Genomic DNA, 26,434 nt, shown 5'->3' with positions numbered 1-26,434 from the left:
GGCTAGCGGCGCGGCCGCAGGATGCGGGGAGGTCGTTCCGCGGTGCCTGTCGGCGGCACCGCCGGGAAGTCGTCGTGGGTACCCGCCGTGACCACGCCACCGCCGGGAGGCAGCACCGTCTCGTAGACGGCGAGGATGCGGCGGGCGAGCACTTGCCAGTCGTAGCGCGCCGCCGCCGCGGAGCCACGGGCGGCGAGCTCGGCGCGGCGATCCGGGTCGGCGAGGAGCTCGCCCAGCGCCCGCCCCAGGGCCGCGGCGTCGTTGCGGCGGACCAGCACCCCCGCCGCACCGCCGTCGAGGACGCGGGAGAACGCGTCGAGGTCGCTGGCCACGATGGGGGCACCCGCCGCCATCGCCTCGATGAGGATCACGCCGAACGACTCACCCAGCAGGTTGGGCGCGCAGTACACGTCGACCGACCGGAGGAAGGCGGCCTTCTCCGCCTCGGAGATCTCGCCGAGCAGCGTCACGTGCGGGCGCAGCTCCTCCCCCACCAGCCGCCACAGCTCGTCGGCGTCGCCCCGCCCGGCGACCAGCAGCCGCACGGCGGGGTGGCTCCGGACCACGCCGTGCATCGCCTCGAGCAGGACCGGCAGGCCCTTGCGGGGCTCGTCGTACCGGCCCAGGAAGCCGATGGTCGGCGGAGCGCCGGTGCCGCGCCCGAAACCGGGCAGCGTCGGGCCCTCGGCGAAGAACGGCACGTGCACCCCGTTCGGCAGGATCACCGCGTCACCGCCGAGGTGCTCGACCTGCACCCGGCGCGCGAAGTCCGAGACGGCGATCCGGCCGCTGATCTTCTCCAGCCACGGCCGGGTCATCGGCCCGACGGCGGCCAGCCACTTGGAGCGCGTGGTCGCCGCGTGGAACGTCGCCACGATGGGGCCGGTTGCGATCATGCACACCAGCAGCGACACCGAGGGCGTGGCCGGCTCGTGCACGTGGACGACGTCGAAGCGGCCCTCGCGCAGCCAGCGGCGCACTCGCGCGGCCGACACCGGCCCGAACTGCAGGCTCGCCATCGACCCGTTGTAGGGCACGGGGACGGTGCGCCCGGCGAAGGTGAGGAACGGATCGCTGACCGACTCCTCCCGCTCGGCCGGGGTGAGCACCTCCACGTGGTGGCCCATGCCGCGCAGCGTCTCGGCCAGGTCGCGCACGTGGTACTGCACGCCCCCGGGGACGTCCCACCGGTACGGGCAGACCAGGCCGATGCGCATCAGCAGAGCTCCTCCCCGCCGGGACGGGGCCGGTCCTCCGGCACGTCGGGCCAGACGCGGCCCAACATGTGCCAGTCCTCGGGTCGCTCGGCGATGCCGACGGCGAACGCGTCGGCGACGCCCTGCATCGCACCGGCGACCCGGTCCCTGAGCCGGCCGGGCCCCTGCACCGGCACCTCGGGGTAGATGCGCATCCGCCAGCCCTGCTCGCTGAAGTGGCAGACGGCCGGGAGGAGCGCGGCGCCGGTGCGGTCGGCGAGCAACGCGGCGCCCCCGGGCATGATGGCCGGCCGGCCGAAGAAGGTGACCGGGACGCCACCGGCCCCGAGGTTGCGGTCGACGAGCAGGCAGCTGGCTCCACCCTCGTCCAGCCAGTCACGGAGCACCTCCGAGCTCGGCCGGGGGCCGCCGGTGAGGGGGACGACCCGCATGCCCAGGGTTTCGCGGTAGTCGAGGAACCGGCGGTAGAGGGACTCCGGCCGGAGCCGCTCGGCCACCGTCATGAACGGCCCACCGAGCCAGTCGACGAACCAGACGCCGGCGGCGTCCCAGTTCCCGCTGTGCGGCAGGGCGACCACCATGCCCCGGCCCTGGGCCCGCGCGGCCGCCAGGTGCTCGGTCCCCGCCACGACGCTGCCCTCGAGGATCCGGTCGACGCCGAGCGCGGGCAGCCGGAAGGCCTCCTGCCAGTAGCGCGCGTAGGACCGCATCGCGCGGCGGGTGAGCGCGTCGAGCTCCGGCTCGGTCAGTCGGCCCCCGGCGACCACGCCGAGGTTGGCCCGCAGCCGCCGCACCCCGGCGCCGTCCCGCCGGGCGGCCCAGTCACCGGCGCGCTCGAACAGCGTGCGGGCGACCGGCTCGGGCAGCATCCGCACCGCCCGCCAGCCCGCCGCGTAGCCGGTGTCGGCCAGCCGCTCGGCCACCTGGGCGCGGGCGCCGCTCACGGCTCGATCCGCCCTCCGTCGGCGGCCCGCCTCACGGCGAGCACGCGCTGTCCCACCGTGACCGCGCTGCCGACCAGCAGCACCCAGAGGGCCACGTGCACCGCGTAGGGGATGCCGAGGCCGGTGAAACCCGTCCCGGTCAGGACGAGGATGAGCCGCTCGGTGCGCTCGACGACCCCGACGTCGCACGCCAGGCCCATGCCCTCGGCGCGCGCCTTGATGTAGGAGGTGAGGACGCCCAGCACGAGGCAGAGCAGCGCGAGCAGCACGAGGAGGCGGTTGTCGCCGCTGCCCGCGAACCACCAGACCAGCGCGCCGAAGATCGCGGCGTCGGCGGCGCGGTCGCCGGTGGAGTCCAGCACCGCGCCGAACACCGAGCCGCCCCCGCGCAGCCGCGCCAGAGCGCCGTCGAGCATGTCCAGCAGGACGAAGACCGTGACGGTGAAGGCGCCCCAGAAGAGGCGACCGGTGGCGATGAGCCCCGCGGCCCCGGCGATCGCGCCGACGGTGCCGGTGATGGTGACCATGTCGGGAGTGACCCCCACCCGGGCCAGCCGGGTGACCACCGGGTTGACCACCTTCGCCACGACGGATCGGGCGTTGACGCCGAGCACTCAGGCCTCCGTCGGGGTGGCGGGGCGGGCGGACGGCTCAGCGGTGGCGGGGCGGGCGGACGGCTCAGCGGTGGCGGGGCGGGCGGACGGCTCAGCGGTGGAGGGGTGGGTGGACGCCGGGCCGGCCGGGACGACGTGCTCGGCCCAGGCGGTGGCCAGCAGCGCCCGTGTCTCCCGCAGCACCTGCGGAAGCACCCGGGTGAGGCCGATGACCGGCATGAAGTTGGTGTCGCCGCCCCAGCGCGGCACCGCGTGCTGGTGCAGGTGATCGGCGATGCCGGCCCCCGCCACCGACCCCTGGTTCATCCCGATGTTGAACCCGTGCGCGCCGGTGACCGACCGCACCACCCGCATCGCCGTCTGGGTGAAGGCGCCGAGCTCGGCCACCTCGTCGGCGGTGAGGTCGGTGTAGTCGGGCACGTGCCGGTACGGCACGAGCATCAGGTGGCCGGCGTTGTACGGGTACAGGTTCAGGACGGCGAACACCGAGGCGCCGCGGGCCACGACCAGCCCCTCCTCGTCGTCGAGGGTGGGGATGACGCAGAACGGGCAGTCGTGGGCGCCGGTGGGCTTGCCCTCCCCGCGGATGTAGGCCATCCGGTACGGCGTCCAGAGGTGCTCGAAGACCGTCGCCGGGCCTCCGTCGTCGGAGGACACCGGCACGCGGTACGGGGCGTTGTCCCCGCTCATCCGGGAACCGCCGCGTTCTCGGCCGTCGGGTCGGCGTTGCTCCGGGCCGCGATCCAGGCGGCGATCCGCTCGACGGCGTCGTCGACGGCGACCCCGTTGTCCTGGCTGCCGTCGCGGAAGCGGAAGGAGACCGCGCCGGCCTCGGCGTCGGTCGCCCCGGCGATGAGCACGAAGGGCACCTTCTGCTTCGACGCGGTGCGGATCTTCTTCTGCATCCGGTCGTCGGAGTCGTCGATCTCCACCCGGATGCCACGGGCGCGCAGCTTCAGGGCGACGTCGGTCAGGTAGGGCACCTGCTCGTCGGTGACCGGGATGCCCACGGCCTGCACCGGGGCGAGCCACGCCGGGAAGGCGCCGGCGTAGTGCTCGGTGAGGACGCCGAAGAAGCGCTCGATCGAGCCGAACTTCGCCGAGTGGATCATCACCGGCTGCTGGCGGGACCCGTCGCCGGTCGTGTACTCCAGGCCGAACCGGGCGGGCTGGTTGAAGTCGTACTGGATGGTCGACATCTGCCAGGTGCGGCCGATGGCGTCGCGCGCCTGCACCGAGATCTTGGGCCCGTAGAACGCCGCGCCGCCCGGGTCGGGGACGAGCTCCAGACCGGTCTCGCGCGCGGCCTCCTCCAGGACGGCGGTGGCCTCCGCCCACTGCTCGTCGGAGCCGATGAACTTCTCCGACTCCCCGCGGGTGGACAGCTCGAGGTAGTAGTCGTCGAGGCCGAAGTCCCGCAGCAGGCTCAGCACGAAGTTGAGCAGGTGCCGGATCTCGCCGGGGGCCTGCTCGGGGGTGACGTAGCTGTGCGAGTCGTCCTGGGTCAGCCCGCGCACGCGGGTCAGGCCGTGCACCACCCCGGACTTCTCGTAGCGGTACACCGAGCCGAACTCGAAGAACCGCAGTGGCAGCTCGCGGTACGACCGCCCGCGCGACCGGAAGATCAGGTTGTGCATCGGGCAGTTCATGGCCTTGAGGTAGTACTTCGAGTTCTCCAGGTCCATGGCCGGGAACATGGTGTCCTCGTAGTACGGCAGGTGGCCCGAGGTCTCGAAGAGCCCGCCCTTGCTGATGTGCGGGCTGCCGACGTAGTCGAAGCCCTCCTCGATGTGCCGGCGGCGGACGTAGTCCTCCATCTCCCGCTTGACGACGCCGCCCTTGGGGTGGAACACCGCCAGGCCGGAGCCGATCTCGTCGGGGAAGCTGAACAGGTCCAGCTCGGCGCCCAGCCGCCGGTGGTCGCGCCGCTCGGCCTCGGCCAGGTGCTCCAGGTAGGCCTTGTGGGCGTCCTTGCTCTCCCAGGCGGTGCCGTACACCCGCTGCAACTGCGGGTTCTTCTCGCTGCCGCGCCAGTACGCGGCAGCGCTGCGGGTGAGGCTGAAGGCCGGGATGCCCGAGGTCCGCGGCAGGTGCGGGCCGCGGCACAGGTCGGTCCACACCCGGTCGCCGCTGCGGGGGTCGAGGTTGTCGTACATGGTCAGCTGCGCGCCGCCCACCTCGACGTCGGCCCCCTCGGCCGCCTCACCGGCACCGCCCTTGAGGCCGATGAGCTCGAGCTTGTAGGGCTCGTGCACCAGCTCGGCCTCGGCGTCGGCGTCGCTGATCTCGCGCCGGCTGAAGTGCTGCCCCGCCCGGACGATCTCGGTCATCCGCTTCTCGAGCGCCTTGAGGTCCTCGGGGGTGAACGGGCGCTCGGGGTCGAAGTCGTAGTAGAAGCCGTTCTCGACCGGCGGGCCGATGCCCAGGCGGGTGCCCGGGAACAGGTCCTGCACCGCCTGCGCGAGCACGTGCGCGGCCGAGTGCCGGATGACCGCACGGCCGTCGGCGCTGGCGGCCGGCACCGGGTCCACCTCGGCGTCGGCGTCCGGGGTCCAGGCCAGGTCCTTGAGGTCGCCGGTGGCGAGGTCGCGGACGACCACGGCCCCATCGGGACCCTTGAGCGGGACGCCGGCGTCCTTCAGCGCCTGCTGCGCCGTCGTCCCGGCCGGCACCCGGATCGGTCCGACTGCGGTTGGCGAGGGCGGGGTCGACACAGGGGCTCCAGGGGGTCGTGTGCGGCGTCGTCGGCGGGCCGGGCAGGCCGGTCACCGGCTCCGAGCCTAGTGCGCGCTCCCGGCCGGACCCGCAGCCCTTTCACCGCGGTGCGACCACCAGCCCGTCGGCGACGGCGCCCCGCATGTCGAGCACCTCGGCGACCCGTTCGTAGGTCGCTGGATCGGCCGGTCGCACCGTGACCGCGGCGTCGCCCAGCTCGATGGCCAGCGGCACCGCCTCCGCCGAGGTCACGGCGAACCGGCCGTCCGAGCCCCGGGTGAAGGTGAACCGCGCCGCCACGGAGTCCTCCGTCGGGTAGCCGCGGGTGGCGTGCTCGGCGACGTGGTTGCCGAGGCCGTAGGCGACCCACTCGCCGTCGATCCGCTCGACCGGCTGCACCACGTGCGCGTGGTGGCCGAGCACGAGGTCCACGTCCGGCGAGGCGAGCAGCGCCCGCACCGCCGTCTCCTGCTCCGCCGTCGGCTCGTGCCGGTACTCCACGCAGCAGTGCAGGCTCGCGACGACGACCTCCGCCCCGGCGGCGCGGGCCCGGGCGGCGGCTGCCAGCATCGGGGCGACGTCCGGCACGGCGACGACGTCGACCGACCACTCGCGGCCGGCGGGCAGGGGCACACCGTTGAGGCCGAACGTCCCGGCCACGTGCCCGATCCGCACGCCGTCCACGTCCACGACGACCGGCTCGGTGCTCTCGGCCGGCGAGCGGTAGGTGCCGGTGTGCGCGATGCCGGCGGCGTCGAGGACGTCCAGGGTGCGCACCAGGCCGTCGGTGCCGGCGTCGAGGGAGTGGTTGGAGGCCGTCGAGCACAGGTCGTAGCCCACCTCCGCGAGCGCGTCGACGATCTCCGGCTGGACCGCGAAGCTGGGGTAGCCGCGGTAGGGGCCGTCGTCGGGAGCCACCGGCGTCTCGAGGTGGCAGATGGCGAGGTCGGCTGCGCCGATGAGGTCGGCGACCGGCGCGAAGACCCCGCTGAAGTCGTACCTGCCGCCGTCCCGCAGCGCGCCCGCGGTGAGCGCGCGGCCCTGGTGGACGAGGACGTCGCCGGTGGCCAGGACGGTGATGCTCTCCGGTTCGCTCGGCTGCGGAGCGGCGGCCGTGGTGGTGGCGTCAGGTGCCGTCGGCTGCGGCTCCGCGCCACAACCGGCCAGCAGCACCGTCAGGACGGCGAGAACCGCGGACCGGCGAGGGGTCACGGCCGCAGGCTAGAGCAGGACGGCGTCGCCGACGGTGATCTCGCCGGGCCGTCGCACCTCCGCGTAGACCCCGAGGCAGTGCTTCGGCGTCCGGGTGATCGTGAGCTCGGCCTCTCCGATGCGCACGATCCGGCCGACCCAGCCGCGCTCGTCGTCGTCGGGGAGGTCGAGCAGCACGTTCGCCCGCGGGTCCTCGGCCGAGCACCCCTCCGGGACATCGCCGTCGGCGGCACGTTCGATGGCTTGGCGGGACACCAGGTGGACGGCCGCCGCATCGGCTCCGGACCCGCCCTCTGCCGGACGGATGCGCACGTCGCGGTTCAGCACCTGCGACACCGCCCGCTCGTCGGCGGCCGGATCGCCGGTGGGTGCGAGTCCCGCCAGCCCGGGCGCGTGCTTGCTCCGCACGACCTCCCCCGTCGCCGCGTCGACGACGGTGGCGGCGCGGTCGCCCTCCGGGCCGGTGGGGGCCAGCCGCACCCGCTCCCGCGCGGTCCCGCCGAGGGACTTCACGGGGTAGACCCAGATCTGCGCCACGCGCCCGGCCGTCGTCACGGTGGCGACCTTAGGCGGCGTTCCGCGCACGCCGCAGGCGGCGGAGCTGGCCGTCCAGGTACGGCCGGGCCCGCCGCTGGCCGCCGGTGCGGGCGATCGCCTCCGTCAGCGCCTCGAGGGTGCGCGCCAGGCGGTCCTCGTCGGCCGGCCAGCCGCGCCGCCGGCACTCCTCCAGCCACTCGACCGGCGTGCGGTGCCCGCGCTCCCCGTTGCAGCGACCGCAGGCGGCGACCTCGTTCTCCAGCCAGGACGGGCCGCCCTTGACGCGCGGCACGACGTGCTCGGTGGTGGGCCGGACCTGCGCGGAGAAGGCTCGCCCGCACCAGAGGCAGGTGGCTCCGTCCCGATCCAGGATCAGCTGCAGCCGGGCCGTCCGATCGGGCTGGGCGCTCACCCGTCCCATGGTCCCGCGATCGGGCGTTCCGCGCCGCCTCCGGAGAAGCCGGAGGCCCGGTCCGCTGCTGCGGACCGGGCCTGCCGTACCGGTGGGCGATACTGGGTTCGAACCAGTGACCTCTTCGGTGTGAACGAAGCGCTCTACCACTGAGCCAATCGCCCGGTACGCGTCCGATTGTGCCAGACGCTCATCGCCAGAGCGGCACCCACCCCGGCACCCAGTCGGGCACGCCCATCATGTGCAGGGCGACCACGAGGATGCCGTAGACGAACGCCGCGGTCGCCAGTCCCAGCAGCAACCGCACCCACACCGGCTGGGCGGTGACCCAGTCGGTCCAGCGCGTGACGTGGCGCTTGGTGAACTCCAGCAGGCGCTCGGCCCAGGTGAACTCGGTGGCGAGGACGAAGAGGCCCGCGATGACGGTGAACCACCCCGGGCCCGGCAGCGGGATGGTGGCCAGCCCCAGGGCGACGATCAGCCCGCCCACGACCCCGACGCCGACGCGGTAGCCGTGGTTGACGCTGCGGCGGGCCGCCAGCCGCCGTCGCCAGCGCGCGCCGGCCACCCGCTCGCGGAGGCTGTGCACCTCGTCGTTGTCGTACCGGGCACGCCGCTCGTCGGCGGTCTCGGGCTGCGGGTGTCCCATCGCCGGTGTCGTGGTCCTCGATGCGCTCAGCTGGTCACCTGCCCGGTCGCGACGACCTCCGTCGGAGCCGACGGAGCCTGCCGACCGGGCTCGATGCTGATGCCGTAGCCAGGGAAGTCGTCGGTCCCGATCCCCTCGGAGCCTACGGTCCGGACCTCGATCTGTGACCCAGCGACGTCGAACGTCCCGAGCGCCACGGGTTCGCTCTCGCCGAGCCCCCACACCACGTACGTCGTCGACGCCGGGTCGTTGCGCTCCAGCCCGTCGGTGACCACCTGCAGCGCACCGTCCCGGACCACCACGGCCGCCACCTGCCGGTCGTCGGCGGTGAGCGGCGCGATGGTCGCCCGCCCCGGCCGCAGGAGCTCGGCGACGACCTCCTCCTGGGCCGCGATCGTCGCGTTCAGGTCGTCCCGCGACCGGTCCAGCGCGACGACCCACAGGCCGAGGCCGACGACCGCGGCGGCCGCGACCGCGGCCAGGGCGCGGGTCGGCAGACGCCGTCCGGCCGGCCGCGCGGGACGCGGCACCGGCCGCGGGCCGGCCTGCTCCGCCGCGCTCACCGGGGTGGCCGACGTCGCGGGCACGGGTGCGGTCGCGGCGGGCGGCGACTGCTCGGTCTGCTCGACCGCGGCGCGCAGGCGGGCCCGGAGGTCCGGCGACGGCTCGGCCGCCGGCAGGTCGTGCGCCATGGCGGCCATGACCTCCGAGGTCTCGGCGACGGTGCGGACGCAGCGCTCGCAGGTGGGGAGGTGCCGGCTGAAGGCGGCCTCGTCCTCGGGCTCCAGCGCGTGCAGGGCCCAGCCCACCGCCATCTCGTCGTACTCGTGCTCGCCGTTCATCGCTCCGCCCCGCCTCCCGGCGCGCCGCCGTCGAGCGCTCCTCCACCCACCGGGCCGGACGCCCCGCCGAGCTCCGACCTCAGCCGCCGCATGCCCGCGAGCATCCGGGTCTTGACCGTGCCGAGCGGCGTTCCGGTCAGCGCCGCCACCTCCCGCTGGGTGTAGCCGCCGTAGTAGGCCAGCGTGAGGGCCTCCTTCTGCGGCCCGGGGAGCTCGCCCAGCGCCGAGCGCACCTGCTCGGCGACCACCCGGGACCAGGCGTCGTCCTCCACGTCCCGAGCCGCCACCGGGCCGCCGAGCACGGCCTCGTCCTCGGCCCGCGCCTGGCGGCGGCGCTGCGACTCCTCCCGGCGCACCGCGTCGACGGCCTTGTGGTGCACCACGGCCAGCAGCCAGGAGGCGAAGCTCCCGCGCGCCCGGTCGTAGCCGCTCGGGTCGCGCCAGACCATGAGGAAGACCTCCTGGAGGACGTCCTCGGCGAGCCCGTCGTCGCCGAGGATCCGGCGGGCCAGCGCGAAAGCGGGCCGCCGGAAGCGGTCGTACAGCTCGTCGACGGCACTGCGGTCACCGGCGCGGATGCGGCGGAGGAGTTCGACGTCGCCGACGCCGTCCTCCGGTCGGAGGACCGGTCGGCTCACGGCACCCATGGTCACACGGGGCCTTCGACAGGACACGCCGATCCGGTTTGACTCGCCCGCCTGTGACGCATGATGCGGGTGTGACACCACCACCCGACGAGCGTCACTCCTCGTCCTCGCGGTCGTTGACCTGACATGACGAGCCGATGGATGCCCGGCCACATCTCCCCCATCACTCTTCAGCTGGTCGGCTCGCAGTCCTGGACCGAGGTCCCGGCGCTGCTCTGCTACGACCCGGCCGACCCGTTCGCGGTGCGGATCGCGTTCGGCGACACCGGTGAGTCCGACGGGAGGGTCGAGGGCGACGAAGGCATCGCCTGGCTCGTGAGCCGCGAGCTGCTCCAGGCAGGCCTGGAGCACCCGATCGGCGACGGCGACGTCCGCGTCTGGCCGGCCCACGCGACGGCCGACCTGCTCTTCCTGCACCTGCGGGCTCCGTCGGGTGAGGCGCTCTTCGAGCTCTCCCGCGGGACGGTCGCCGCTTTCCTGCGGCACACCGAGGCGCTGGTGCCGTCGGGCTCGGAGAGCGCCCTGCTGCACCTGGACCAGGAGCTCGACGCCCTGCTGTCCAACGGCGGACCGGACTCCCCCGGGCGCTGACCTGCGAAGACACTCACGCGGCACCCCTGGGAAGGGGGCGGGGGGACCCCCCCTTCGACCCCCCTCGGGACGTCCGCTAGAGTTCTCCTCGTAACGCGGACGTGGCTCAGTGGTAGAGCATCACCTTGCCAAGGTGAGGGTCGCGGGTTCGAATCCCGTCGTCCGCTCGAAACCTCGGGCACCGGTCGAGAGACTGGTGCCCGCGTGCGGTGGAGTGGCCGAGAGGCGAGGCAACGGCCTGCAAAGCCGTCTACACGGGTTCAAATCCCGTCTCCACCTCGTCGTCTCCTCGCGGGGCACGAGCGCGGAGGAGGGAGCCGGCCTTCTGGTCGGATCGGGCGATTGGCGCAGTGGTAGCGCGCTTCCTTGACACGGAAGAGGTCACTGGTTCGAACCCAGTATCGCCCACCACACGGAGCCCCAGGTCGATGACCTGGGGCTCTTCGCATGTCCGGGTGTCGGCCGTCCGGCCCCGTCACCGACGACCTCCACGACGGCCCACGTGGCCCCCTGTGCCGGAGCAGCCCGAGGACCACGTGCACAGCGGACCTGGAACCGCGCCCGTGAGACCGCCTCGCGCGCCCGCCGGCGACGTCCGAGCAGCGACGCCGGCGTCAGTCGCGGGCCGGCGCGATCCGCTCCGCCCAGAACCTGTCGACCTGCTCGGTCAGCTGCTCGAGGGTGCCGCTGTTGTCGATGACGACGTCGGCGACGGCGCGTCGCTGCTCGTCGGTGGCCTGGGCCGCGATGCGGGCACGAGCATCGGCTTCGGCCAGGCCCCGCTCGATCAGCCGCGCGACCCGCGTCTCGACGTCGGTGTCCACCACCAGCACCAGGTCGTAGGAGCCGGCCTGGCCGGTCTCCACCAGCAGGGGCACGTCGTTCACGACGACGGCGTCGGCCGGAGCCGCCGCGATCAGCTCGGCGGAGCGCTTGCGGACCAGCGGGTGCACGAGGCCATCCAGTCGCCGCCGCGCCGTCTCGTCGGAGAAGACCACCGCGGCGAGCGCGCCCCGGTCCAGCGAGCCGTCGGGGGCGAGCACGCCGTCGCCGAACTCGTCCGCGACGGCGGCGAGACCCGGGGTGCCGGGCTCGAGCACCTCCCGGGCGATCCGGTCGGCGTCCACGACGAGCGCTCCGCGTTCGGCCAGGAGCCGGGCCACGGTGCTCTTTCCCGAGCCGATCCCACCGGTCAGTCCGATCCTCAGCACGTACGCACAGTAGCGACCACTCGGGCGAGGATCACGGAGCGGTAACACGCGTCCAGCCCGCCCGGCGCGTCGCAGTAGTCACACGCGCACCACCACTAACGTCTGCCCCGGCGATCTTCCCCGCCGAGAGAGGCAGACCCAGACATGTCCCGTTCCACGCCCGCCGCATCCCCGTCGTCCCGCGCCGCCGGTCGGCACCGGCTCGGCTCTGCCACGGGTGTGCGCTGCGCCGACATCCCCGCCGTCCGCGAGCGGATGCTGTTCCAGCGGCCGGCCGTCGCCCACCGCAGCTCGCTGTGGCGCTGGATGTTCCAGACGCCGACCACGGGCCGTCACACCTGGAGCTTCCTCGCGGGCTCCGGTGGGCGCCCCCGCACGGCGTTCGCCATCATCCTCAGCCTCTGAGCGCACCCCGCCCTCGTCGGCGGGTTCAGGAGCAGGCCCACTGAGGTCTGCTGTCCTCCACACCGCCTCCCGCTTCGCGCCGGCCGTTCCGCCGCCGATGCCTCCACGCCCGCGGCGGGGATAGCGCGGGCACATGACCGATGGGCCCGTGGACGTCGTCCACGGGCCCTTTCGTCGCACCCGGGGGCTTCGACACCCCCGACCAGGGGCACCGAAGGCCCAGGACCGAAACGGTCCTGGGCCTTCGGCGTGCGCGGGGCTGGCGGGTCAGACCCTCAGGTCACTCGCCGCCGGCCAGCTTGGCACGGAGCGCGGCGAGCGCCTCGTCACTGGCCAGGGTGCCGCCGCCGCCGGCGGCGGCCGGGGCGTCCGGCGTGGCGTCGGCGCTGGAGTAGCTCCCGCCGGCCGCAGCCTCGGCGTCGGCCTCCTTGGCCGCCGCGATCTGCTTGCGGTGCGCCTCGAAGCGGGCCTGGGCCTCGGCGTACTGCCGCTCCCACGTCTCGCGGGCCTCGTCGTAGCCCTCGAGCCACTCGCCGGTCTCCGGGTCGAAGCCCTCCGGGTAGATGTAGTTGCCCTGCTCGTCGTAGGACGCGGCCATGCCGTAGGCGGCCGGGTCGAACTGGTCCTCGTCGCCGACGACGCCCTCGTTGGCCTGCTTCAGCGACAGCGAGATCCGGCGGCGGTCCAGGTCGATGTCGATGACCTTGACCAGGATCTCGTCGCCGACCTGCACGACCTGCTCGGGGATCTCCACGTGGCGCTCGGCCAGCTCGGAGATGTGGACCAGGCCCTCGATGCCCTCGTCGACGCGCACGAACGCACCGAAGGGGACCAGCTTGGTGACCTTGCCGGGGACGACCTGCCCGATCTGGTGCGTGCGGGCGAACTGACGCCACGGGTCCTCCTGCGTCGCCTTCAGCGACAGGGAGACCCGCTCGCGGTCCAGGTCGACGTCGAGGACCTCGACGGTGACCTCCTGGCCCACCTCGACGACCTCGGACGGGTGGTCGATGTGCTTCCAGGACAGCTCGGAGACGTGCACCAGGCCGTCGACGCCGCCCAGGTCCACGAACGCACCGAAGTTGACGATCGAGGAGACGACACCCGAGCGGACCTGGCCCTTGGCGAGCTTGTTGAGGAACTCGCTGCGGACCTCGGACTGCGTCTGCTCCAGCCACTGGCGACGCGAGAGGACGACGTTGTTGCGGTTCTTGTCGAGCTCGATGATCTTCGCCTCGAGCTCGCGGCCCACGTAGGGCTGCAGGTCGCGGACGCGACGCATCTCGACCAGCGACGCCGGGAGGAACCCGCGCAGGCCGATGTCCAGGATGAGACCACCCTTGACGACCTCGATGACGGTGCCGGTGACGACCTCGTCGGCCTCCTTCTTGGCCTCGATCGTGCCCCAGGCTCGCTCGTACTGCGCACGCTTCTTGGAGAGGATCAGCCGCCCTTCCTTGTCCTCCTTCTGGAGGACAAGGGCTTCCACCTCGTCGCCGACGCTGACGACCTCGTTCGGGTCGACGTCGTGCTTGATGGACAGCTCGCGCGAGGGGATGACGCCCTCGGTCTTGTAGCCGATGTCCAGCAGCACCTCGTCCCGGTCCACCTTGACGATGACGCCCTCGACGATGTCGCCATCGTTGAAGTACTTGATCGTCTGGTCGATCGCCGCGAGGAAGTCCTCGGCGGTACCGATGTCGTTGATGGCGACCTGGGGGGTGCTGGAAGGACGGACCTGAGTGGAGGTCATGTGGTTGGTTGCTCCGGACGGTTTATGCGTAGGGACAGGACGACCCGCGGCCGTCGGGCCGCGGGGAGGTACAGCGGGGAGAACCGGCGCGGGCATTCCCTGGAGGGAAGGGCACGACAGACCTCTGGCGCCGTTCCATCGTACGGACGCCGGGCGCGCCGGGTCCACCTGGGTGGGACCGGTCTTCCCCGCCGGCGGCGTGTCACGATCGGCGTGTCATGGACACATCCTCCGCCGGCCCGGCACTCCCCCTCGGCAGCGACGGCTACCCGGCCGCCGGGGGTGTGGCCCGTCGCCCGGCGGGCGTCGAGGAGTCGGTGCGCGCCAACCGCCGCTGGTGGGACGCCGCGGCGCCTGCGTACCTCGCCGAACACGGCTGCGACCTCGGGGACGCCGACTTCCTCTGGTGCCCGGAAGGACTGCGGGAGGCCGACGCCCACCTGCTGGGCGAGGTCGCCGGACGGCGGGTGCTGGAGATCGGCTGCGGCTCCGCGCCGTGCTCCCGGTGGCTGCGGAGGGCCGGCGCCGACGTCGTCGCCCTGGACCTGTCCGCCGGCATGCTGGCGCGAGCGGCGGCGCTCAACCGGTCCACCGGCATCACCGTGCCACTGCTGCAGGCCGACGCCGGTGCGCTGCCGCTGGCCGACGCCGGCGTCGACCTCGCCTGCTCGGCGTTCGGTGGGCTCCCGTTCGTCGCCGACGTCGAGGGTGCGCTGCGGGAGGTGGCTCGCGTGCTGCGCCCGGGCGGCCGCTTCGTCGCCTCCGTCAACCACCCGATGCGCTGGCCGTTCCCCGACTCACCCGACCCGGAGGACCTGCGGATCGTCTCCTCCTACTTCGACCGGACGCCCTACGTGGAGACCGACGAGGCCGGGCGTGCCGTCTACGTCGAGCACCACCGCACGGTCGGCGACTGGGTGCGCGCGGTCGTCGGGGCGGGGCTGGTGCTCACCGACCTCGTGGAGCCGGAGTGGACGCCCGGCCGCAGGGAGAACTGGGGCCAGTGGTCCCCCGAACGCGGCGCCCTGGTCCCGGGCACGCTGATCCTGGTCTGCCGCACGCCCGCCTGAGGGCTCAGCCGCCGGCCAGGGGCCGGGAGCCGTGCCGGACCCACAGCTCGTGGGCGGCGGCGGAGACCGCGGCGGCCAGCGGCACGAAGAGCAGCGCCCCGGCGATCCCCCACAGCACGCCGCCGACGGTGACCGCGATCAGCACCGTCGCGGCGTTGAGCGGCAGCCGGTTGCGCATGACGTACGGCTCCACGAAGGAGTTGCCGAGCTGCTGCACGACCACGACCAGCCCCAGCACCAGCGCGGCGGTGGCGAGGCCCCCGGAGGCGTAGGCGACGACGACGGCGACGAGCCCGGCGACGAAGGCACCGATCGTGGGGATGTAGGACGCCAGGAACTGCAGCGCCGCGAGGGTCAGCGCCAGCGGGACGCCGATCACCAGCAGGCCCACGCCGATGCCCACCGCGTCGAACAGCGCGACGATCGTCAGCCCGCGGACGTAACCGCCCACGGTGGTCCAGGCCGCGCGGCCGGCGGCGTCGACGTCCTCACGCGCCTGCCCGCCGAACTTTCCCAGCAGCCAGCGCCAGATCCCGGGCCCCCCGTGCAGGAAGAGGTAGGCCAGGGCGACCACCAGGAAGGCCGCGATGACGACCTCGGCCACCGTCCGTGCGGGGCCGAGCAGCGCGCCGGCGGTGGTGCCGCCGCCCGAGCCGCCTCCGCCACCACCCCCGCCGGGGCCGAAGCCCGGCAGGTCGATGCCGAAGCGCTGGGAGAGGTCGGAGGAGACCTGCTGGAACTGCTGCCGCAACCGGGGCAGCTGACCGGCCACGCGCGCGCCGAGGGCCAGCAGCGCTCCGACGAGGACGGCCACCAGCAGCAGCACGGCGGAGCCCGCGGCCAGCCAGCGCGGCGCTCCCCGGCCGTGCCCCCACTCGACGAGCGGCGCCAGGATGCCGGCGACCAGCAGGGCGATCAGGACGGCGACGAGCGGCATCGTCACCTTGACCGCGAAGCCGGCGAGGAGCCAGAGCAGGACCGCGAGGACGAGCAGCCGCCCACCCACGGCCGAGGACCTGGCGAGCCAGGCGGGAACCGCGGAACGGGTCGGGTCGGAGGGTGGTGGAGAGCCCATGGACCCGGTGTGGACCGGGCGGCGGGACCTGACACCTCCACCGGACCCGCGGGGGCGAATCGACAACAGGCTGTAACGCGGGGCGCCCCGACCCCGGGGGCCGGGGCGCCCGTCGTCAGTGGGCCGCTGCGTCCCAGCTGGTGCCGAAGCCGACGGAGACCTCCAGCGGCACCGACAGGTCGGCTGCGCCGGCCATCTCGCGACGGACCAGCGCCTCGAGCCTCTCCCGCTCCCCCGGCGCCACCTCGAGCACCAGCTCGTCGTGGACCTGCAGCAGCATGCGCGACCTCAGGCCCTCGGCGGTGATCGCCTTCTCCACGGCCAGCATGGCCACCTTGATGACGTCGGCGGCCGAACCCTGGATCGGCGCGTTCAGCGCCATGCGCTCGGCCATCTCCCGGCGCTGCCGGTTGTCGCTGGTGAGATCGGGCAGGTAGCGCCGCCGGCCCAGCGTGGTCTCGGTGAAACCGGTCTGCCGCGCCTCGTCGACGACGCCGTCGAGGTAGTCGCGGATCCCGCCGAAGCGCTCGAAGTAGGCGTGCATCTGGCCCCGCGCCTCCTCCGGCGTGATGCGCAGTTGCTGGGACAGACCGTAGGCGGACAGCCCGTACGCCAGGCCGTAGCTCATCGCCTTGATCCGGCGGCGCATCTCGGGGTCGACCTCTTCGATGGGGATGTCGAACGCCCGCGAGGCGACGAAGGAGTGCAGGTCCTCCCCCGAGGTGAACGCCTCGATCAGCCCCTGGTCGCCGGAGAGGTGCGCCATGATCCGCATCTCGATCTGGCTGTAGTCCGCCGTCATGAGCGACTCGTAGCCGGCGCCGACCACGAACGCCTGCCGGATCCGGCGGCCCTCGGCGGTGCGGATCGGGATGTTCTGCAGGTTCGGGTCGGTCGAGGACAACCGGCCGGTCGCGGCGATCGTCTGCTGGAACGTCGTGTGGATGCGGCCGGCGTCGTCGACCATCGGGATCAGCCCGTCGATGACCGTGCGCAGGCGGGTGACGTCGCGGTGGCGCATCAGGTGCTCGAGGAACGGGTGGCCGGTCTGCGCCAGGAGGCTCGTCAGCGCCTCCGCGTCGGTGGTGTAACCGGTCTTGTTCTTCTTCGTCTTGGGCAGGCCGAGCTCGTCGAACAGCACGGTCTGCAGCTGCTTCGGCGAGCCGAGGTTCACCTCGCGGCCGATCACCGCGTAGCACTCGGCGGCTGCCGCGGCGACGCCGTCGGCGAACTCCCGCTGCAGCTCGCGGAGGAAGTCCAGGTCCGCGGCGATGCCGCGGTACTCCATCGCGGCCAGCACCCGGGTCAGCGGCAGCTCGATCTGGCCCAGCAGGTGAGCGCCCCCGCGCTGGTCGAGAACGGTCTCCAGGGCGTCGGAGAGGTCGTTGACGGCGACGGCCTTGAGCACGTCGGCGTGCGCGGCCTCGCGGGCGAGGTCGTCCTCGCTGGGACCGAGGCCGTCGAGGGCGAGCTGCCCCTCCGGCTCGGCGGCGTCCTTGAGCTCGCGCCGCAGGTAGCGGACGGCGAGGTCGCCGAGGTCGAAGGACCGCTGCCCGGGCAGCGCCAGGTAGGCGGCCAGCGCGGTGTCGCTGATGACGCCCTCGAGCTGCCAGCCCCGGGCCCAGACGGCCAGCAGCGGGCCCTTGACCTCGTGGACCACCTTCTCCGCGGTGGGATCGGCGAGCCAGGCGGCCAGCGCCTGCTCGTCGGCGACATCCAGGTCGGGGCCGACGTCGACGAAGGTGGCGTGGTCGTCGCCCGCCGCGAGCGCGATGCCGGTGAGCTCCCCGGTGCCGCGGCCCCAAGTCCCCCGGAAGATCACGCCGGTGCGGCCGGTGCGGGCGTTGGCGTGCAGCCAGTCCCCCAGCCCGCCGGCCGGCACGTCGTCGACCTGGACGTCGAAGCCGCCCTCGACCTCCGGCTGGGCGCTGGTGAGGGTGGCGAAGAGCCGGTCGCGCAGGACGCGGAACTGCAGGTTGTCGAAGAGCGTGTGCACCTCGTTGCGGTCCCACGACTGGACCGCGAGGTCCTGCGGACCGACGTCGAGGGCGACCGCCCGGTCGAGCTCGGTGAGCCGCCGGTTCTGCAGCACCGAGGACAGGTGCTCGCGCAGCTTCTCCCCGACCTTGCCCCGGACGGTGTCGACCTGGTCGACCAGCGCGTCCAGGGAGCCGTACTCCCGCACCCACTTGGCGGCCGTCTTCTCGCCGACGCTGGGGATGCTGGGCAGGTTGTCGCTGGGGTCGCCCCGCAGCGCGGCGAAGTCGGGGTACTGCCGGGGCGTCAGGCCGTACTTGGCCTCGACCTCCCCGGGCGTGAACCGCGTCATGTCCGAGACCCCCTTGCGGGGGTAGAGGACGGTGACGTGCTCGTCGACCAGCTGGAGCGCGTCGCGGTCACCGGTGGCGATCAGCACGTCCATGCCCTGCTCCACCGCCTGGACGGTCAGGGTGGCGATGACGTCGTCGGCCTCGTAGCCCTCAGCGGTGATGACCGGGACCCGCAGGGCGCCGAGCACCTCCTGCACCAGGCTCACCTGCCCGCGGAAGTCGGTCGGGCTCTCCGCCCGGTTCGCCTTGTACTCGGCGTAGATCTCGCTGCGGAAGGTCTTGCGGCCGACGTCGAAGGCGACGGCGAGGTGCGTGGGCTGCTCGTCGCGCAGGATGTTGATCAGCATCGACGTGAAGCCGTAGACGGCGTTGGTCGGCTGACCCGTCGTCGTGGAGAAGTTCTCGACCGGCAGCGCGAAGAACGCACGGTAGGCCAGCGAGTGCCCGTCCAGCAGGAGCAGCCGCGGGCGCGGCCCCGTACTGGTGGGGTCGGCGGACGGCGGGGCGCTGGGGGTACTCACCGGAGCGGACATCGCCGCCGATCCTAGGGGCGCTGCCCGACAGGACGGCGAGGCCGCAGCGGTGGTTACGGTGCGGTGCGTGAGCACCCCTCCCCCGGCCTGGCTGCCCGAGGGCATGCGCAGCCCCCTCGACGACAAGCTCGGCGTGCGGATCACCGACTACGACCCCGACCGGCTCGTCGCCACGATGCCCGTGGCCGGCAACGAGCAGCCGTTCGGGCTGCTCCACGGCGGCGCCACCTGCACCCTCGTGGAGACGATCGGCTCGGTCGCGGCGGCGCTGGGCGCCGGGCCCGACAAGCAGGTCGTCGGCATCGAGCTCAACGCCAGCTACCTGCGGGCGGCGACGTCGGGCTCCGTCACCGCCGTCTGCACCCCGGTGCGCCGCGGCCGGTCGCTGTCGACCTTCGTCATCGACGTCACCGACGACCAGGGCCGCAGGACCGCCACCGCCCGGCTGACCTGCATGACCCTCGAGCCGTCGGCGAAGGGCTGACCTCGGCCCTCCGGCCGCCGGCGTTCCGGGGACGGCCGCGGACGGCGCGCTGAACTGCAGGGATCACGGACGGCAGATCACGTGACCGCGTCGGGTGACCACTCCGGCGTGTCGCGGAAAGGTCACAGCTGCGGGCACGGAGACGGCGAAGTAACACAACCGGGTTAGGGTCCGGCCTCAACTTATTCCCTCTGGGAGGTCGAGTGACCAACGCGGGAAACCGTGTCCGACGGCGAGGTCGGCGGCTCGGGGCAGCCGGCCATCGGCACGTCCTGGTCCGCCTGCTGCTCGTCGCCGCCTTCGGGCTCGGCCTCGCCGCCTTCGTGCCGGGCGTCGCCCAGGCGGAGGGCGAGCAGCTCAGCGGCACGTTGCAGACCAGCCTGAGCGGCCCCATCGAAGGCGTCCAGGTGGAGGTCGCGACCCCCGACGGCGACGAGGTCGACGCGGTGGAGACCGACGAGAACGGACGCTGGGAGGTCGACCTCCCCGGGCCCGGCGAGTACGTCGTGACGCTCGACGAGAGCGACCTGCCCGAGGGCGTCGGGCTCGCCGCCGGTGCCAGCCGGACGGTGACCGTGGACGAGGGCCGCCGACAGGCGGTCATCATCGGCCTCACCGACGGCAGCCGGAACTCCGGCGGCGGCACGGTCCGCGCGGTCCAGCTGCTGGTCGACGGCATCCGCTTCGGGCTGCTGATCGCCATGGCCGCCGTCGGCCTCTCGCTGATCTTCGGCACCACCGGGCTGACGAACTTCGCCCACGGCGAGCTGGTCACCATCGGCGCCGTCGCCGCCTGGTACATCAACGTCCAGGGTGGCGTACCGCTGATCCCGGCGGCGCTGATAGCCATGGTGGTCGGCGCCGCGGTGGGCGCCCTCAACGAACTCGGGCTGTGGCGGCCGCTGCGCCGCCGCGGCACGGGCCTGATCGCCGCCCTCGTCGTGTCGATCGGCCTGTCGCTGCTGCTGCGCTACCTCGTGCAGGTGATCTACGGCGGCCGCTCCAGCCCGTACCAGGGCGCCGGCGGCGGTCGGGCCGTCGACTACGGCCTGTTCCGGATGACCACCTCGGACCTGGCCTCGATCGTCATCGCCGTCGTCGTCCTGGTGCTGGTCGCCGTGATGCTCCAGCGCACCAAGATCGGCAAGGCCATGCGTGCGGTGTCCGACAACCGCGACCTCGCGGCCTCCTCGGGCATCGACGTGAACCGCGTCATCCTGGTCGTCTGGATGATGGGCGGCGCGCTGGCCGCCCTGGGCGGCGTGCTGCTGGGCCTGACGGACCAGGTCCAGTGGGACATGGGCTTCCGCCTGCTGCTGCTGATGTTCGCCGGCGTCACCCTCGGTGGCCTCGGCACGGCCTACGGCGCGCTCGTCGGAAGCCTCATCGTGGGCGTGTTCGTGCAGATGTCGACCCTCGTCATCCCGAATGACGTGAAGTACGTCGGAGGGCTGCTGCTCTTGATCGTCATCCTCGTCATCCGGCCCCAGGGGATCCTGGGCAGCCGAGTCCGGGTGGGCTGAGCCGTGGCAGACCTCCTCAACGCCCTCGCCGTCGCCGGCAAGTCGGCCCTCGGCTTCCAGGCGATCTTCTTCGCGCTCCTCGCGGTCGGGATCAACGTGCAGTTCGGCTACGCGGGCCTGCTGAACTTCGGCCAGATCGCCTTCGCCCTCCTCGGCGGCTTCGGCATCGCCATCTCCGTGAGCCAGTGGGGCCTGCCCTTCTGGGTCGGCGTCCTGGTCGGCATCGCGGCCGCGGTGGTCCTGGCCCTGCTGCTCGGCCTCCCGACGCTGCGCCTGCGCGCCGACTACCTGGCGATCGCCACGATCGCCACGGCGGAAGGGCTGCGCCTGCTGTTCCGCTCGGTCTCGGCGACGCCGGTCACCAACGGCACCCGCGGCCTGTCGGCCTTCAACGGCGACTTCATCGCCCTCGCGCCGTGGAACACCTCGCGGCGGTACTCGATCCTGGGCACCACGTGGTCCGGTGGAGAGCTCTGGGTGGCCCTCGTCGGCTGGATCCTGGTCGCGCTGGCCACCCTGCTGATCTGGTCGCTGATGCGCAGCCCGTGGGGCCGCGTGCTCAAGTCGATCCGCGAGGACGAGGACGCGGTGCGCTCGCTGGGCAAGAACGTCTACGTCTACAAGATGCAGGCGCTCGTCCTCGGCGGTGTCCTCGGTGCGCTGGGCGGCATGGTCTACGCCGTCGGCACCGGCTCGGCGGTGCCCGACCAGTACCAGAACGCCAACACCTTCCTGGCCTACGCGGCGCTCATCCTGGGTGGGGCCGCCCGCGTGCTGGGTCCGGTCGTCGGATCGATGATGCTGCTGTTCATCCTGCAGTTCGCCGACACCGGGCTCCGGCTGCTGATCTCCAACGGGGTCATCCCCGACGGACTGCTCTCCGCCACCGACGTCGCGCAGATCCGGTTCGTCCTCGTGGGGCTGGGCCTGATGCTGCTGCTCATTTTCCGGCCGCAGGGGATCTTCGGCGACCGGCGAGAGGTGATGCTCGATGCCCGCTGACCCCACTCCTCACGGCGCGACCGCTGCCGGCGCCGCCGGCCACGAGACCGGCCGGGAGGGCGGCTGGCGCAGCGGCGACGCCCCCCAGCGGCTCGCCCAGGCAGCGCTGCGCGATCTCCCCTGGGAGGTCGGCGTCGCCAAGCCCGACCCGGCGATCGTGGTCGACGGCGTCACCCGCACCTTCGGTGGGCTCACCGCCGTGTCGGTCGACCACCTCGAGGTCCAGCGCGGCGGGATCACCGGCTTGATCGGTCCCAACGGCGCCGGGAAGACCACCCTGTTCAACCTGCTCACCGGGTTCGACCAGCCCAACACCGGCTCCTGGTCGTTCGACGGCAAGCCGCTGGGCAAGCTCTCGCCGCACCAGGTGGCCCGGCTCGGCGTCGTCCGCACCTTCCAGCTGACCAAGGCGCTCTCCCGGCTGACCGTCCTGCAGAACATGCTGCTGGGTGCCCAGGACCAGCGCGGTGAGAGCTTCCTGCGCGCGCTGGTGCCGGGCACCTGGCGGGCGCAGGAGAAGGCCAACACCGAGAAGGCCATGGACCTGCTGCGGCGGTTCAAGCTCGACGCCAAGAAGGACGACTTCGCCGGCACCCTCTCCGGGGGCCAGCGCAAGCTCCTGGAGATGGCCCGGGCGCTGATGAGCGACCCGCAGGTCGTGATGCTCGACGAGCCCATGGCGGGCGTGAACCCGGCGCTGACCCAGAGCCTGCTCGGCCACGTCAAGGACCTGCGCGAGCAGGGCATGACGGTGATCTTCGTCGAGCACGACATGGACGTCGTCCGTGACATCAGCGACTGGGTCGTGGTCATGGCCGCCGGCAAGGTCATCGCCGAGGGCCCGCCGGAGTCGATCAGCCAGAACCAGGCCGTGGTCGACGCTTACCTCGGCGCCCACCACGACGCGCCTCTGACCGTCGAGGAGGAGGACCAGGTCCTCGCCGAGGCGGAGGCGTCGATCGGCCGCGAGAAGGGCCCGCAGGGGTCCGACGGAGGAACCGCCCGATGAGCACGTTGGACAACCCCGCCAGCGAAGACCCGCAGTTCCAGGTGGGCCACGGCGGTGACGGCGGCACCCCCGACGAGCGCGCCCTCGCCCCGGAGATGTCCCCCGCGGAGAAGGCCGCCACCCGCGAGGAGCACGCCCGCCTCGCCGAGGGCGCTCTCATGCGCGCCGACGAGATCGTCGCCGGCTACGTCCCGGGGGTGAACATCCTCGACGGCTGCGACTTCTACCTGCAGGACGGCGAGCTGGTCGGCATCATCGGCCCCAACGGCGCTGGGAAGTCGACCCTGCTCAAGACCCTCTTCGGGCTCATCCCGGTCCGCTCGGGTGCGGTGTCGCTGCGCGGCGAGGACATCACCTCGGCGCCGGCCCACCGGCTGGTGTCGCTGGGCGTCGGCTACGTGCCGCAGAACAACAACGTGTTCCCCTCGCTGACCCTCGAGGAGAACATGCAGATGGGGGTGTACCTGCGCCCCAAGACGTTCTCGGAACGCTTCGACTACGTCACCGACCTGTTCCCGCTGCTCGGTGAGCGCCGCAAGGCCAAGGCCGGGACGCTCTCCGGCGGCGAGCGGCAGATGGTCGCCATGGGACGCGCGCTCATGATGGACCCGTCGGTGCTGCTGCTCGACGAGCCGTCGGCAGGACTGTCCCCGGCCTACCAGGACGAGGTCTTCATCCGCTGCCGGCGGATCAACGCCACCGGCGTCTCGATCATCATGGTCGAGCAGAACGCCCGGCGGTGCCTGCAGATCTGCGACCGCGGCTACGTGCTCGACCAGGGCCGAAACGCCTACACCGACACCGGCGAGTCGCTGATGCACGACCCGAAGGTCATCGAGCTGTACCTGGGGACGCTCGCCAAGGCCAAGTAGCACCTGCCCCGGCACGGAGCGTCGGTTCCCTCCCGGGGGAAACGGCGCTCCGTCGTTCCGGGCGCCGGCCACCGCGCGGACCGCCGGTGGCGGTGCGCGTCGGCGGTGAGGCGTCGCCCCCTGCCCCACGGGACCTCCCCGACGACCGGCCGGGGAGGCGACCGGGCGAGGAACGCCGGTCCCGGAGGGATCGCACGGTGGCATCCGGCTGGGGTTCCGGGCGTCGACCTCCGGGCCCGGTGCCAGCGATCTGGTGCCGGTGTCGAGCGGCGCGACGACCGCGCCGGCTGCCTGCTCCCCCGCCGGGTTGCCATCACAGCCCGCCCGCGGGTGGGGCGAGCCCGGTGGTCCTACCCGTCCGCACGCAGCACAGTGGCCCGGCACCTGGCGGTGCCGGGCCACTGCGGTGGCGCCTACCGGACCATCGGCCCGGTACGGGGGATCAGCGCTGCGGGCCGATCCCGTTCTGGTTCAGACCCTCGATGATCCGCGAGGACTCCTCGAACCCGATCACGACGACCGCGTCCGGGTTGAAGTCGACCATCTCCTGGACCTCGGCGTCGAAGTTGGCCGCCTGCGGGTCGTAGGTGATGCTCCGGATCGCGTCCTCCGAGAGGCCGGCCGCGATCAGGTTCTCCCGGGTGTTCTCCGCCAGACCCGTGCCGTACGGGTCGTTGAGCGCCAGGATCCCGACGGTGTTGTTGCCGTCCTCGATGATGAGGTCGGCCAGCGCGCGGGACTGGAGGGTGTCCGGCGGTGCGGTGCGGAAGTACAGACCGTTGTCGTTGTAGTCCGTGAACTGGTCCGACGTGTTGGCCGGCGAGATCTGCATGACACCGGCGCCGGTGATGGCGTCGATGACGGTGAGGCTCACGCCCGAGGACGCGGCACCGACGATGACGTCCGCGCCGGACTGCAGGAGCCGGTCGACGGTCTGGGTCGCGGTGTCGGTCGAGGCGTCGCCGGAGTCACCCTCGATGAGCTGGACCGGCTGGCCCAGCACGCCGCCGGCGGCGTTGATGTCGTTGACGGCCAGCTGGGCGCCCGCGACCTCCGGAGGGCCGAGGAAGGCCAGGTTGCCGGTCAGCGGCAGCAGGGTGCCGATCACCAGCGGGTCGGTGGAGGTCGTGCCGGCGGCTGCCGGGGCGGGCCCCTCGTCGGTCGCGGCGTTGTCCTCGTCACCGGTGATGACGAACTCGGTCGCGTCCTGGTCGAGGGTGTTGTCCTCGCCGAACTGCAGCAGCCCGAAGCTGGCCTGGGCCGGCTCACCGGCGTCGGCGAAGCTCAGCGGACCGGAGGCGCCGTCGTAGTCGACGTTCCCGCCGGCGTTGAGGATCTCCAGGCAGGACGCGTAGTCGGTGCAGGTCTCCCCACCGAAGGTCAGGCCGTTGACGTACGCCTTGAAGACGTTGGCGTCGGTCGAGCCCGCCGCCTGGGCGGCCAGCGCCGAGAGGACGACCGCGTCGTAGGTCTCACCGGCGTAGTTGAAGTCCTGGAGGTTGGGGTCGACCTCCATCAGCCGGTTGGTGAAGTCCTCGGAGAGGTCGGTGAGGGGCGCGGTGCCCTTCATGCCCGCCAGGGCGCCCTGCTCCTCGAAGTCCTCCCCGAGGGCATTGCCCATGTTCCCGTCGGTGCCGTAGACGTTGACCTGCTTCTCGCCGCCGCCGTCGCCGCCGCCGTCGGCGGCGGTGTCGCCACCGCTGTCGCCGCCACCGCACGCGGTGAGGGCGAGCAGGGCGGCACCGGTCACGGCGATGCCTCGGGCAGTGGTGCCAGTGCGCATCAAGCAACTCCCAGTGTCATCTGTGCGCCGCCGGACGGGCCGCAGGATCCACCCGCCGCTCGGACGCCCGATCGGTGGAGCGAACCTAGCCGCCGTCTCGTGAGATGCACCCGGGAACGGAACGACCGTGATGAGGTCGTGACCTGGGTGTCCGCAGCGTGGCATCCGAGGTACGGACGTCACCGCGAGGAAACACTCCGCCGCGACAGAGGCGCTGCGCCGACCGTGAGCCGCTCAGGCAGGAGCCTGGCCGCCCGCCCTGCCGCTCGCGAGGACGGACTCGGCGAGCGCCTTCATGCTGGTCCGCTGGTTCATCGCGGTGCGCTGGATCCAGCGGAACGCCTCGGCCTCGCTCATGCCCTGGTCGGCCATCAGCCGGCCTTTCGCCTTCTCGACGACCTTCCGGGTCTCCAGCCGTTCCTCGAGCTCCTTGACCTCCCCGTCCAGGGCGGTCATCTCGGCGAACCGGCCCCGCGCGACCTCGATGGCCGGCACGAGGTCGTTCTTCGAGAAGGGTTTCACCAGGTAGGCCATCGCGCCGGCGTCCCGCGCCCGCTCCACCAGCTCCCGCTGGCTGAACGCGGTGAGCACGATGACCGGCGCGATGCGCGAGGTGGCGATCCGCTCGGCGGCGGAGAGCCCGTCGAGCACCGGCATCTGGATGTCCAGGATGACCAGGTCGGGGCGCAGCTCTGCAGCGCGGTCGACCGCCTGCTGACCGTCGCCGACCTCGGCGACGACGGTGTACCCCTCCTCCTCGAGCATCTCCTTGAGGTCGAGGCGGATCAGTGCCTCGTCCTCGGCGATCAGGACGCGGATCGGCTCGCTGGTCACGGCGCCAGAGCCTAGCGACGTCGGGGCGGGCGCATCGCCCGGCTAGTCTGCTCGGGTGCCGGGCCGCCCCGGCGCGCCCCCGTACCCCAATCGGCAGAGGGAGCGGATTCAAAACCCGCGCAGTGTGCGTTCGAGTCGCACCGGGGGCACCGTGCTGAACCGCGATCCTG

The 26,434-nt window shown here is 72.8% G+C and carries 25 protein-coding genes and 5 tRNA genes; 12 read left to right on the top strand and 18 right to left on the bottom strand.

Annotated features, from left to right (window positions below; all coding sequences use genetic code 11):
• Positions 1–2: 2 nt before the first annotated feature.
• The 12 genes from ACI791_RS13155 to ACI791_RS13100 form a co-directional block, all read right to left on the bottom strand.
• Positions 3–1,217: a glycosyltransferase family 4 protein gene (locus ACI791_RS13155; RefSeq protein WP_456586441.1), complete on the bottom strand. Its 1,215-nt coding sequence runs from the start codon at positions 1,215–1,217 to the stop codon at positions 3–5.
• The gene (locus ACI791_RS13150; RefSeq protein WP_456586440.1) at positions 1,217–2,161 is read right to left on the bottom strand and encodes a phosphatidylinositol mannoside acyltransferase; all 945 of its coding nucleotides are present in this window, start codon (positions 2,159–2,161) and stop codon (positions 1,217–1,219) included. Before ACI791_RS13150 ends, ACI791_RS13155 begins: the two co-directional genes overlap by 1 nt.
• Positions 2,158–2,775 (bottom strand): phosphatidylinositol phosphate synthase, encoded by a 618-nt coding sequence (gene pgsA, locus ACI791_RS13145; protein WP_456586439.1) that lies wholly within the window; start codon positions 2,773–2,775, stop codon positions 2,158–2,160. The genes ACI791_RS13150 and pgsA overlap by 4 nt, the downstream gene beginning before the upstream one ends.
• A complete protein-coding gene (locus tag ACI791_RS13140) occupies positions 2,776–3,465 on the bottom strand; it encodes an HIT domain-containing protein (protein ID WP_456586438.1) in 690 nt (229 codons plus the stop codon).
• Complete coding sequence (gene thrS / locus ACI791_RS13135; protein WP_456586437.1) at positions 3,462–5,447, bottom strand: threonine--tRNA ligase; 1,986 nt, start codon at positions 5,445–5,447, stop codon at positions 3,462–3,464. Before thrS ends, ACI791_RS13140 begins: the two co-directional genes overlap by 4 nt.
• 142 nt (positions 5,448–5,589) lie before the next feature.
• Positions 5,590–6,702 (bottom strand): CapA family protein, encoded by a 1,113-nt coding sequence (locus tag ACI791_RS13130; RefSeq protein WP_456586436.1) that lies wholly within the window; start codon positions 6,700–6,702, stop codon positions 5,590–5,592.
• Positions 6,703–6,711: 9 nt separating this feature from the next.
• A complete protein-coding gene (locus ACI791_RS13125; RefSeq protein ID WP_456586435.1) occupies positions 6,712–7,257 on the bottom strand; it encodes an MOSC N-terminal beta barrel domain-containing protein in 546 nt (181 codons plus the stop codon).
• A 10-nt stretch (positions 7,258–7,267) separates the two neighbouring features.
• Complete coding sequence (locus tag ACI791_RS13120; RefSeq protein ID WP_456586434.1) at positions 7,268–7,651, bottom strand: HNH endonuclease; 384 nt, start codon at positions 7,649–7,651, stop codon at positions 7,268–7,270.
• 92 nt (positions 7,652–7,743) lie between these two features.
• Positions 7,744–7,815, bottom strand: a tRNA-Val gene (locus tag ACI791_RS13115).
• A 26-nt stretch (positions 7,816–7,841) separates the two neighbouring features.
• Complete coding sequence (locus ACI791_RS13110) at positions 7,842–8,300, bottom strand: TIGR02611 family protein (protein ID WP_456586433.1); 459 nt, start codon at positions 8,298–8,300, stop codon at positions 7,842–7,844.
• A gap of 26 nt (positions 8,301–8,326) precedes the next feature.
• Positions 8,327–9,142, bottom strand: coding sequence for an anti-sigma factor (locus ACI791_RS13105; RefSeq protein ID WP_456586432.1), 816 nt, complete (start codon positions 9,140–9,142; stop codon positions 8,327–8,329).
• Positions 9,139–9,789: a sigma-70 family RNA polymerase sigma factor gene (locus ACI791_RS13100; protein WP_456586431.1), complete on the bottom strand. Its 651-nt coding sequence runs from the start codon at positions 9,787–9,789 to the stop codon at positions 9,139–9,141. Before ACI791_RS13100 ends, ACI791_RS13105 begins: the two co-directional genes overlap by 4 nt.
• A gap of 141 nt (positions 9,790–9,930) precedes the next feature.
• Here ACI791_RS13100 and ACI791_RS13095 point away from each other — a divergent pair, with 141 nt between their 5' ends.
• From ACI791_RS13095 to ACI791_RS13080, 4 genes are all read left to right on the top strand, one after another.
• Positions 9,931–10,380, top strand: a complete 450-nt coding sequence (locus ACI791_RS13095) for an SsgA family sporulation/cell division regulator (protein ID WP_456586430.1) — start codon at positions 9,931–9,933, stop codon at positions 10,378–10,380.
• A gap of 95 nt (positions 10,381–10,475) precedes the next feature.
• Positions 10,476–10,547: transfer RNA gene (locus ACI791_RS13090), tRNA-Gly, on the top strand.
• 41 nt (positions 10,548–10,588) lie between these two features.
• A tRNA-Cys gene (locus ACI791_RS13085) sits at positions 10,589–10,659 on the top strand.
• Positions 10,660–10,716: 57 nt separating this feature from the next.
• Positions 10,717–10,791, top strand: a tRNA-Val gene (locus tag ACI791_RS13080).
• Positions 10,792–10,994: 203 nt separating this feature from the next.
• Here the strand turns inward: ACI791_RS13080 and coaE are convergent.
• A complete protein-coding gene (coaE, locus tag ACI791_RS13075) occupies positions 10,995–11,591 on the bottom strand; it encodes a dephospho-CoA kinase (RefSeq protein WP_456586429.1) in 597 nt (198 codons plus the stop codon).
• Positions 11,592–11,735: 144 nt separating this feature from the next.
• On the opposite strand from coaE, the gene ACI791_RS13070 reads away from it, so the two are divergent.
• Positions 11,736–11,996, top strand: coding sequence for a hypothetical protein (locus tag ACI791_RS13070; RefSeq protein ID WP_347060404.1), 261 nt, complete (start codon positions 11,736–11,738; stop codon positions 11,994–11,996).
• Positions 11,997–12,276: 280 nt separating this feature from the next.
• On the opposite strand, the gene rpsA is transcribed toward ACI791_RS13070, so the two are convergent.
• A complete protein-coding gene (gene rpsA, locus ACI791_RS13065; RefSeq protein WP_347060403.1) occupies positions 12,277–13,749 on the bottom strand; it encodes a 30S ribosomal protein S1 in 1,473 nt (490 codons plus the stop codon).
• 218 nt (positions 13,750–13,967) lie between these two features.
• Here rpsA and ACI791_RS13060 point away from each other — a divergent pair, with 218 nt between their 5' ends.
• Positions 13,968–14,819, top strand: a complete 852-nt coding sequence (locus ACI791_RS13060; RefSeq protein WP_456586428.1) for a class I SAM-dependent methyltransferase — start codon at positions 13,968–13,970, stop codon at positions 14,817–14,819.
• A 4-nt stretch (positions 14,820–14,823) separates the two neighbouring features.
• On the opposite strand, the gene ACI791_RS13055 is transcribed toward ACI791_RS13060, so the two are convergent.
• Positions 14,824–15,825, bottom strand: coding sequence for an AI-2E family transporter (locus ACI791_RS13055; RefSeq protein ID WP_456586427.1), 1,002 nt, complete (start codon positions 15,823–15,825; stop codon positions 14,824–14,826).
• Between the two features lie 184 nt (positions 15,826–16,009).
• The gene (polA, locus tag ACI791_RS13050; protein ID WP_456586426.1) at positions 16,010–18,757 is read right to left on the bottom strand and encodes a DNA polymerase I; all 2,748 of its coding nucleotides are present in this window, start codon (positions 18,755–18,757) and stop codon (positions 16,010–16,012) included.
• A 67-nt stretch (positions 18,758–18,824) separates the two neighbouring features.
• Between polA and ACI791_RS13045 the strand changes: the two genes are divergently transcribed.
• The 5 genes from ACI791_RS13045 (at position 18,825) to ACI791_RS13025 (ending at position 23,647) form a co-directional block, all read left to right on the top strand.
• On the top strand, positions 18,825–19,241 hold the full coding sequence (locus tag ACI791_RS13045; RefSeq protein WP_456586425.1) for a PaaI family thioesterase: 417 nt from the start codon (positions 18,825–18,827) through the stop codon (positions 19,239–19,241).
• Positions 19,242–19,444: 203 nt separating this feature from the next.
• Complete coding sequence (locus ACI791_RS13040) at positions 19,445–20,764, top strand: ABC transporter permease subunit (RefSeq protein ID WP_456586424.1); 1,320 nt, start codon at positions 19,445–19,447, stop codon at positions 20,762–20,764.
• Between the two features lie 3 nt (positions 20,765–20,767).
• Entirely contained in the window at positions 20,768–21,766 is a 999-nt protein-coding gene (locus tag ACI791_RS13035) for a branched-chain amino acid ABC transporter permease (RefSeq protein ID WP_456586423.1), read from the top strand.
• Positions 21,756–22,775: an ABC transporter ATP-binding protein gene (locus tag ACI791_RS13030; RefSeq protein ID WP_456586422.1), complete on the top strand. Its 1,020-nt coding sequence runs from the start codon at positions 21,756–21,758 to the stop codon at positions 22,773–22,775. The genes ACI791_RS13035 and ACI791_RS13030 overlap by 11 nt, the downstream gene beginning before the upstream one ends.
• Positions 22,772–23,647 (top strand): ABC transporter ATP-binding protein, encoded by an 876-nt coding sequence (locus ACI791_RS13025; RefSeq protein ID WP_456586421.1) that lies wholly within the window; start codon positions 22,772–22,774, stop codon positions 23,645–23,647. The genes ACI791_RS13030 and ACI791_RS13025 overlap by 4 nt, the downstream gene beginning before the upstream one ends.
• A 442-nt stretch (positions 23,648–24,089) precedes the next feature.
• Here the strand turns inward: ACI791_RS13025 and ACI791_RS13020 are convergent, their stop codons facing one another.
• Positions 24,090–25,430, bottom strand: a complete 1,341-nt coding sequence (locus ACI791_RS13020) for an ABC transporter substrate-binding protein (RefSeq protein ID WP_456586420.1) — start codon at positions 25,428–25,430, stop codon at positions 24,090–24,092.
• A gap of 234 nt (positions 25,431–25,664) precedes the next feature.
• Positions 25,665–26,264 carry an ANTAR domain-containing response regulator gene (locus tag ACI791_RS13015; protein ID WP_456586419.1) on the bottom strand — a complete coding sequence of 200 codons (600 nt, stop codon included), beginning with the start codon at positions 26,262–26,264 and terminating at the stop codon, positions 25,665–25,667.
• Positions 26,265–26,339: 75 nt separating this feature from the next.
• Between ACI791_RS13015 and ACI791_RS13010 the strand changes: the two genes are divergently transcribed.
• Positions 26,340–26,413: transfer RNA gene (locus tag ACI791_RS13010), tRNA-Leu, on the top strand.
• Positions 26,414–26,434 lie beyond the last annotated feature (21 nt).

The sequence above is a fragment of the Blastococcus sp. SYSU DS0973 genome (assembly GCF_054051055.1).
The sequence above is the reverse complement of the archived record's forward strand: the minus strand, read 5'-3'. Positions and strand labels throughout refer to the sequence as shown.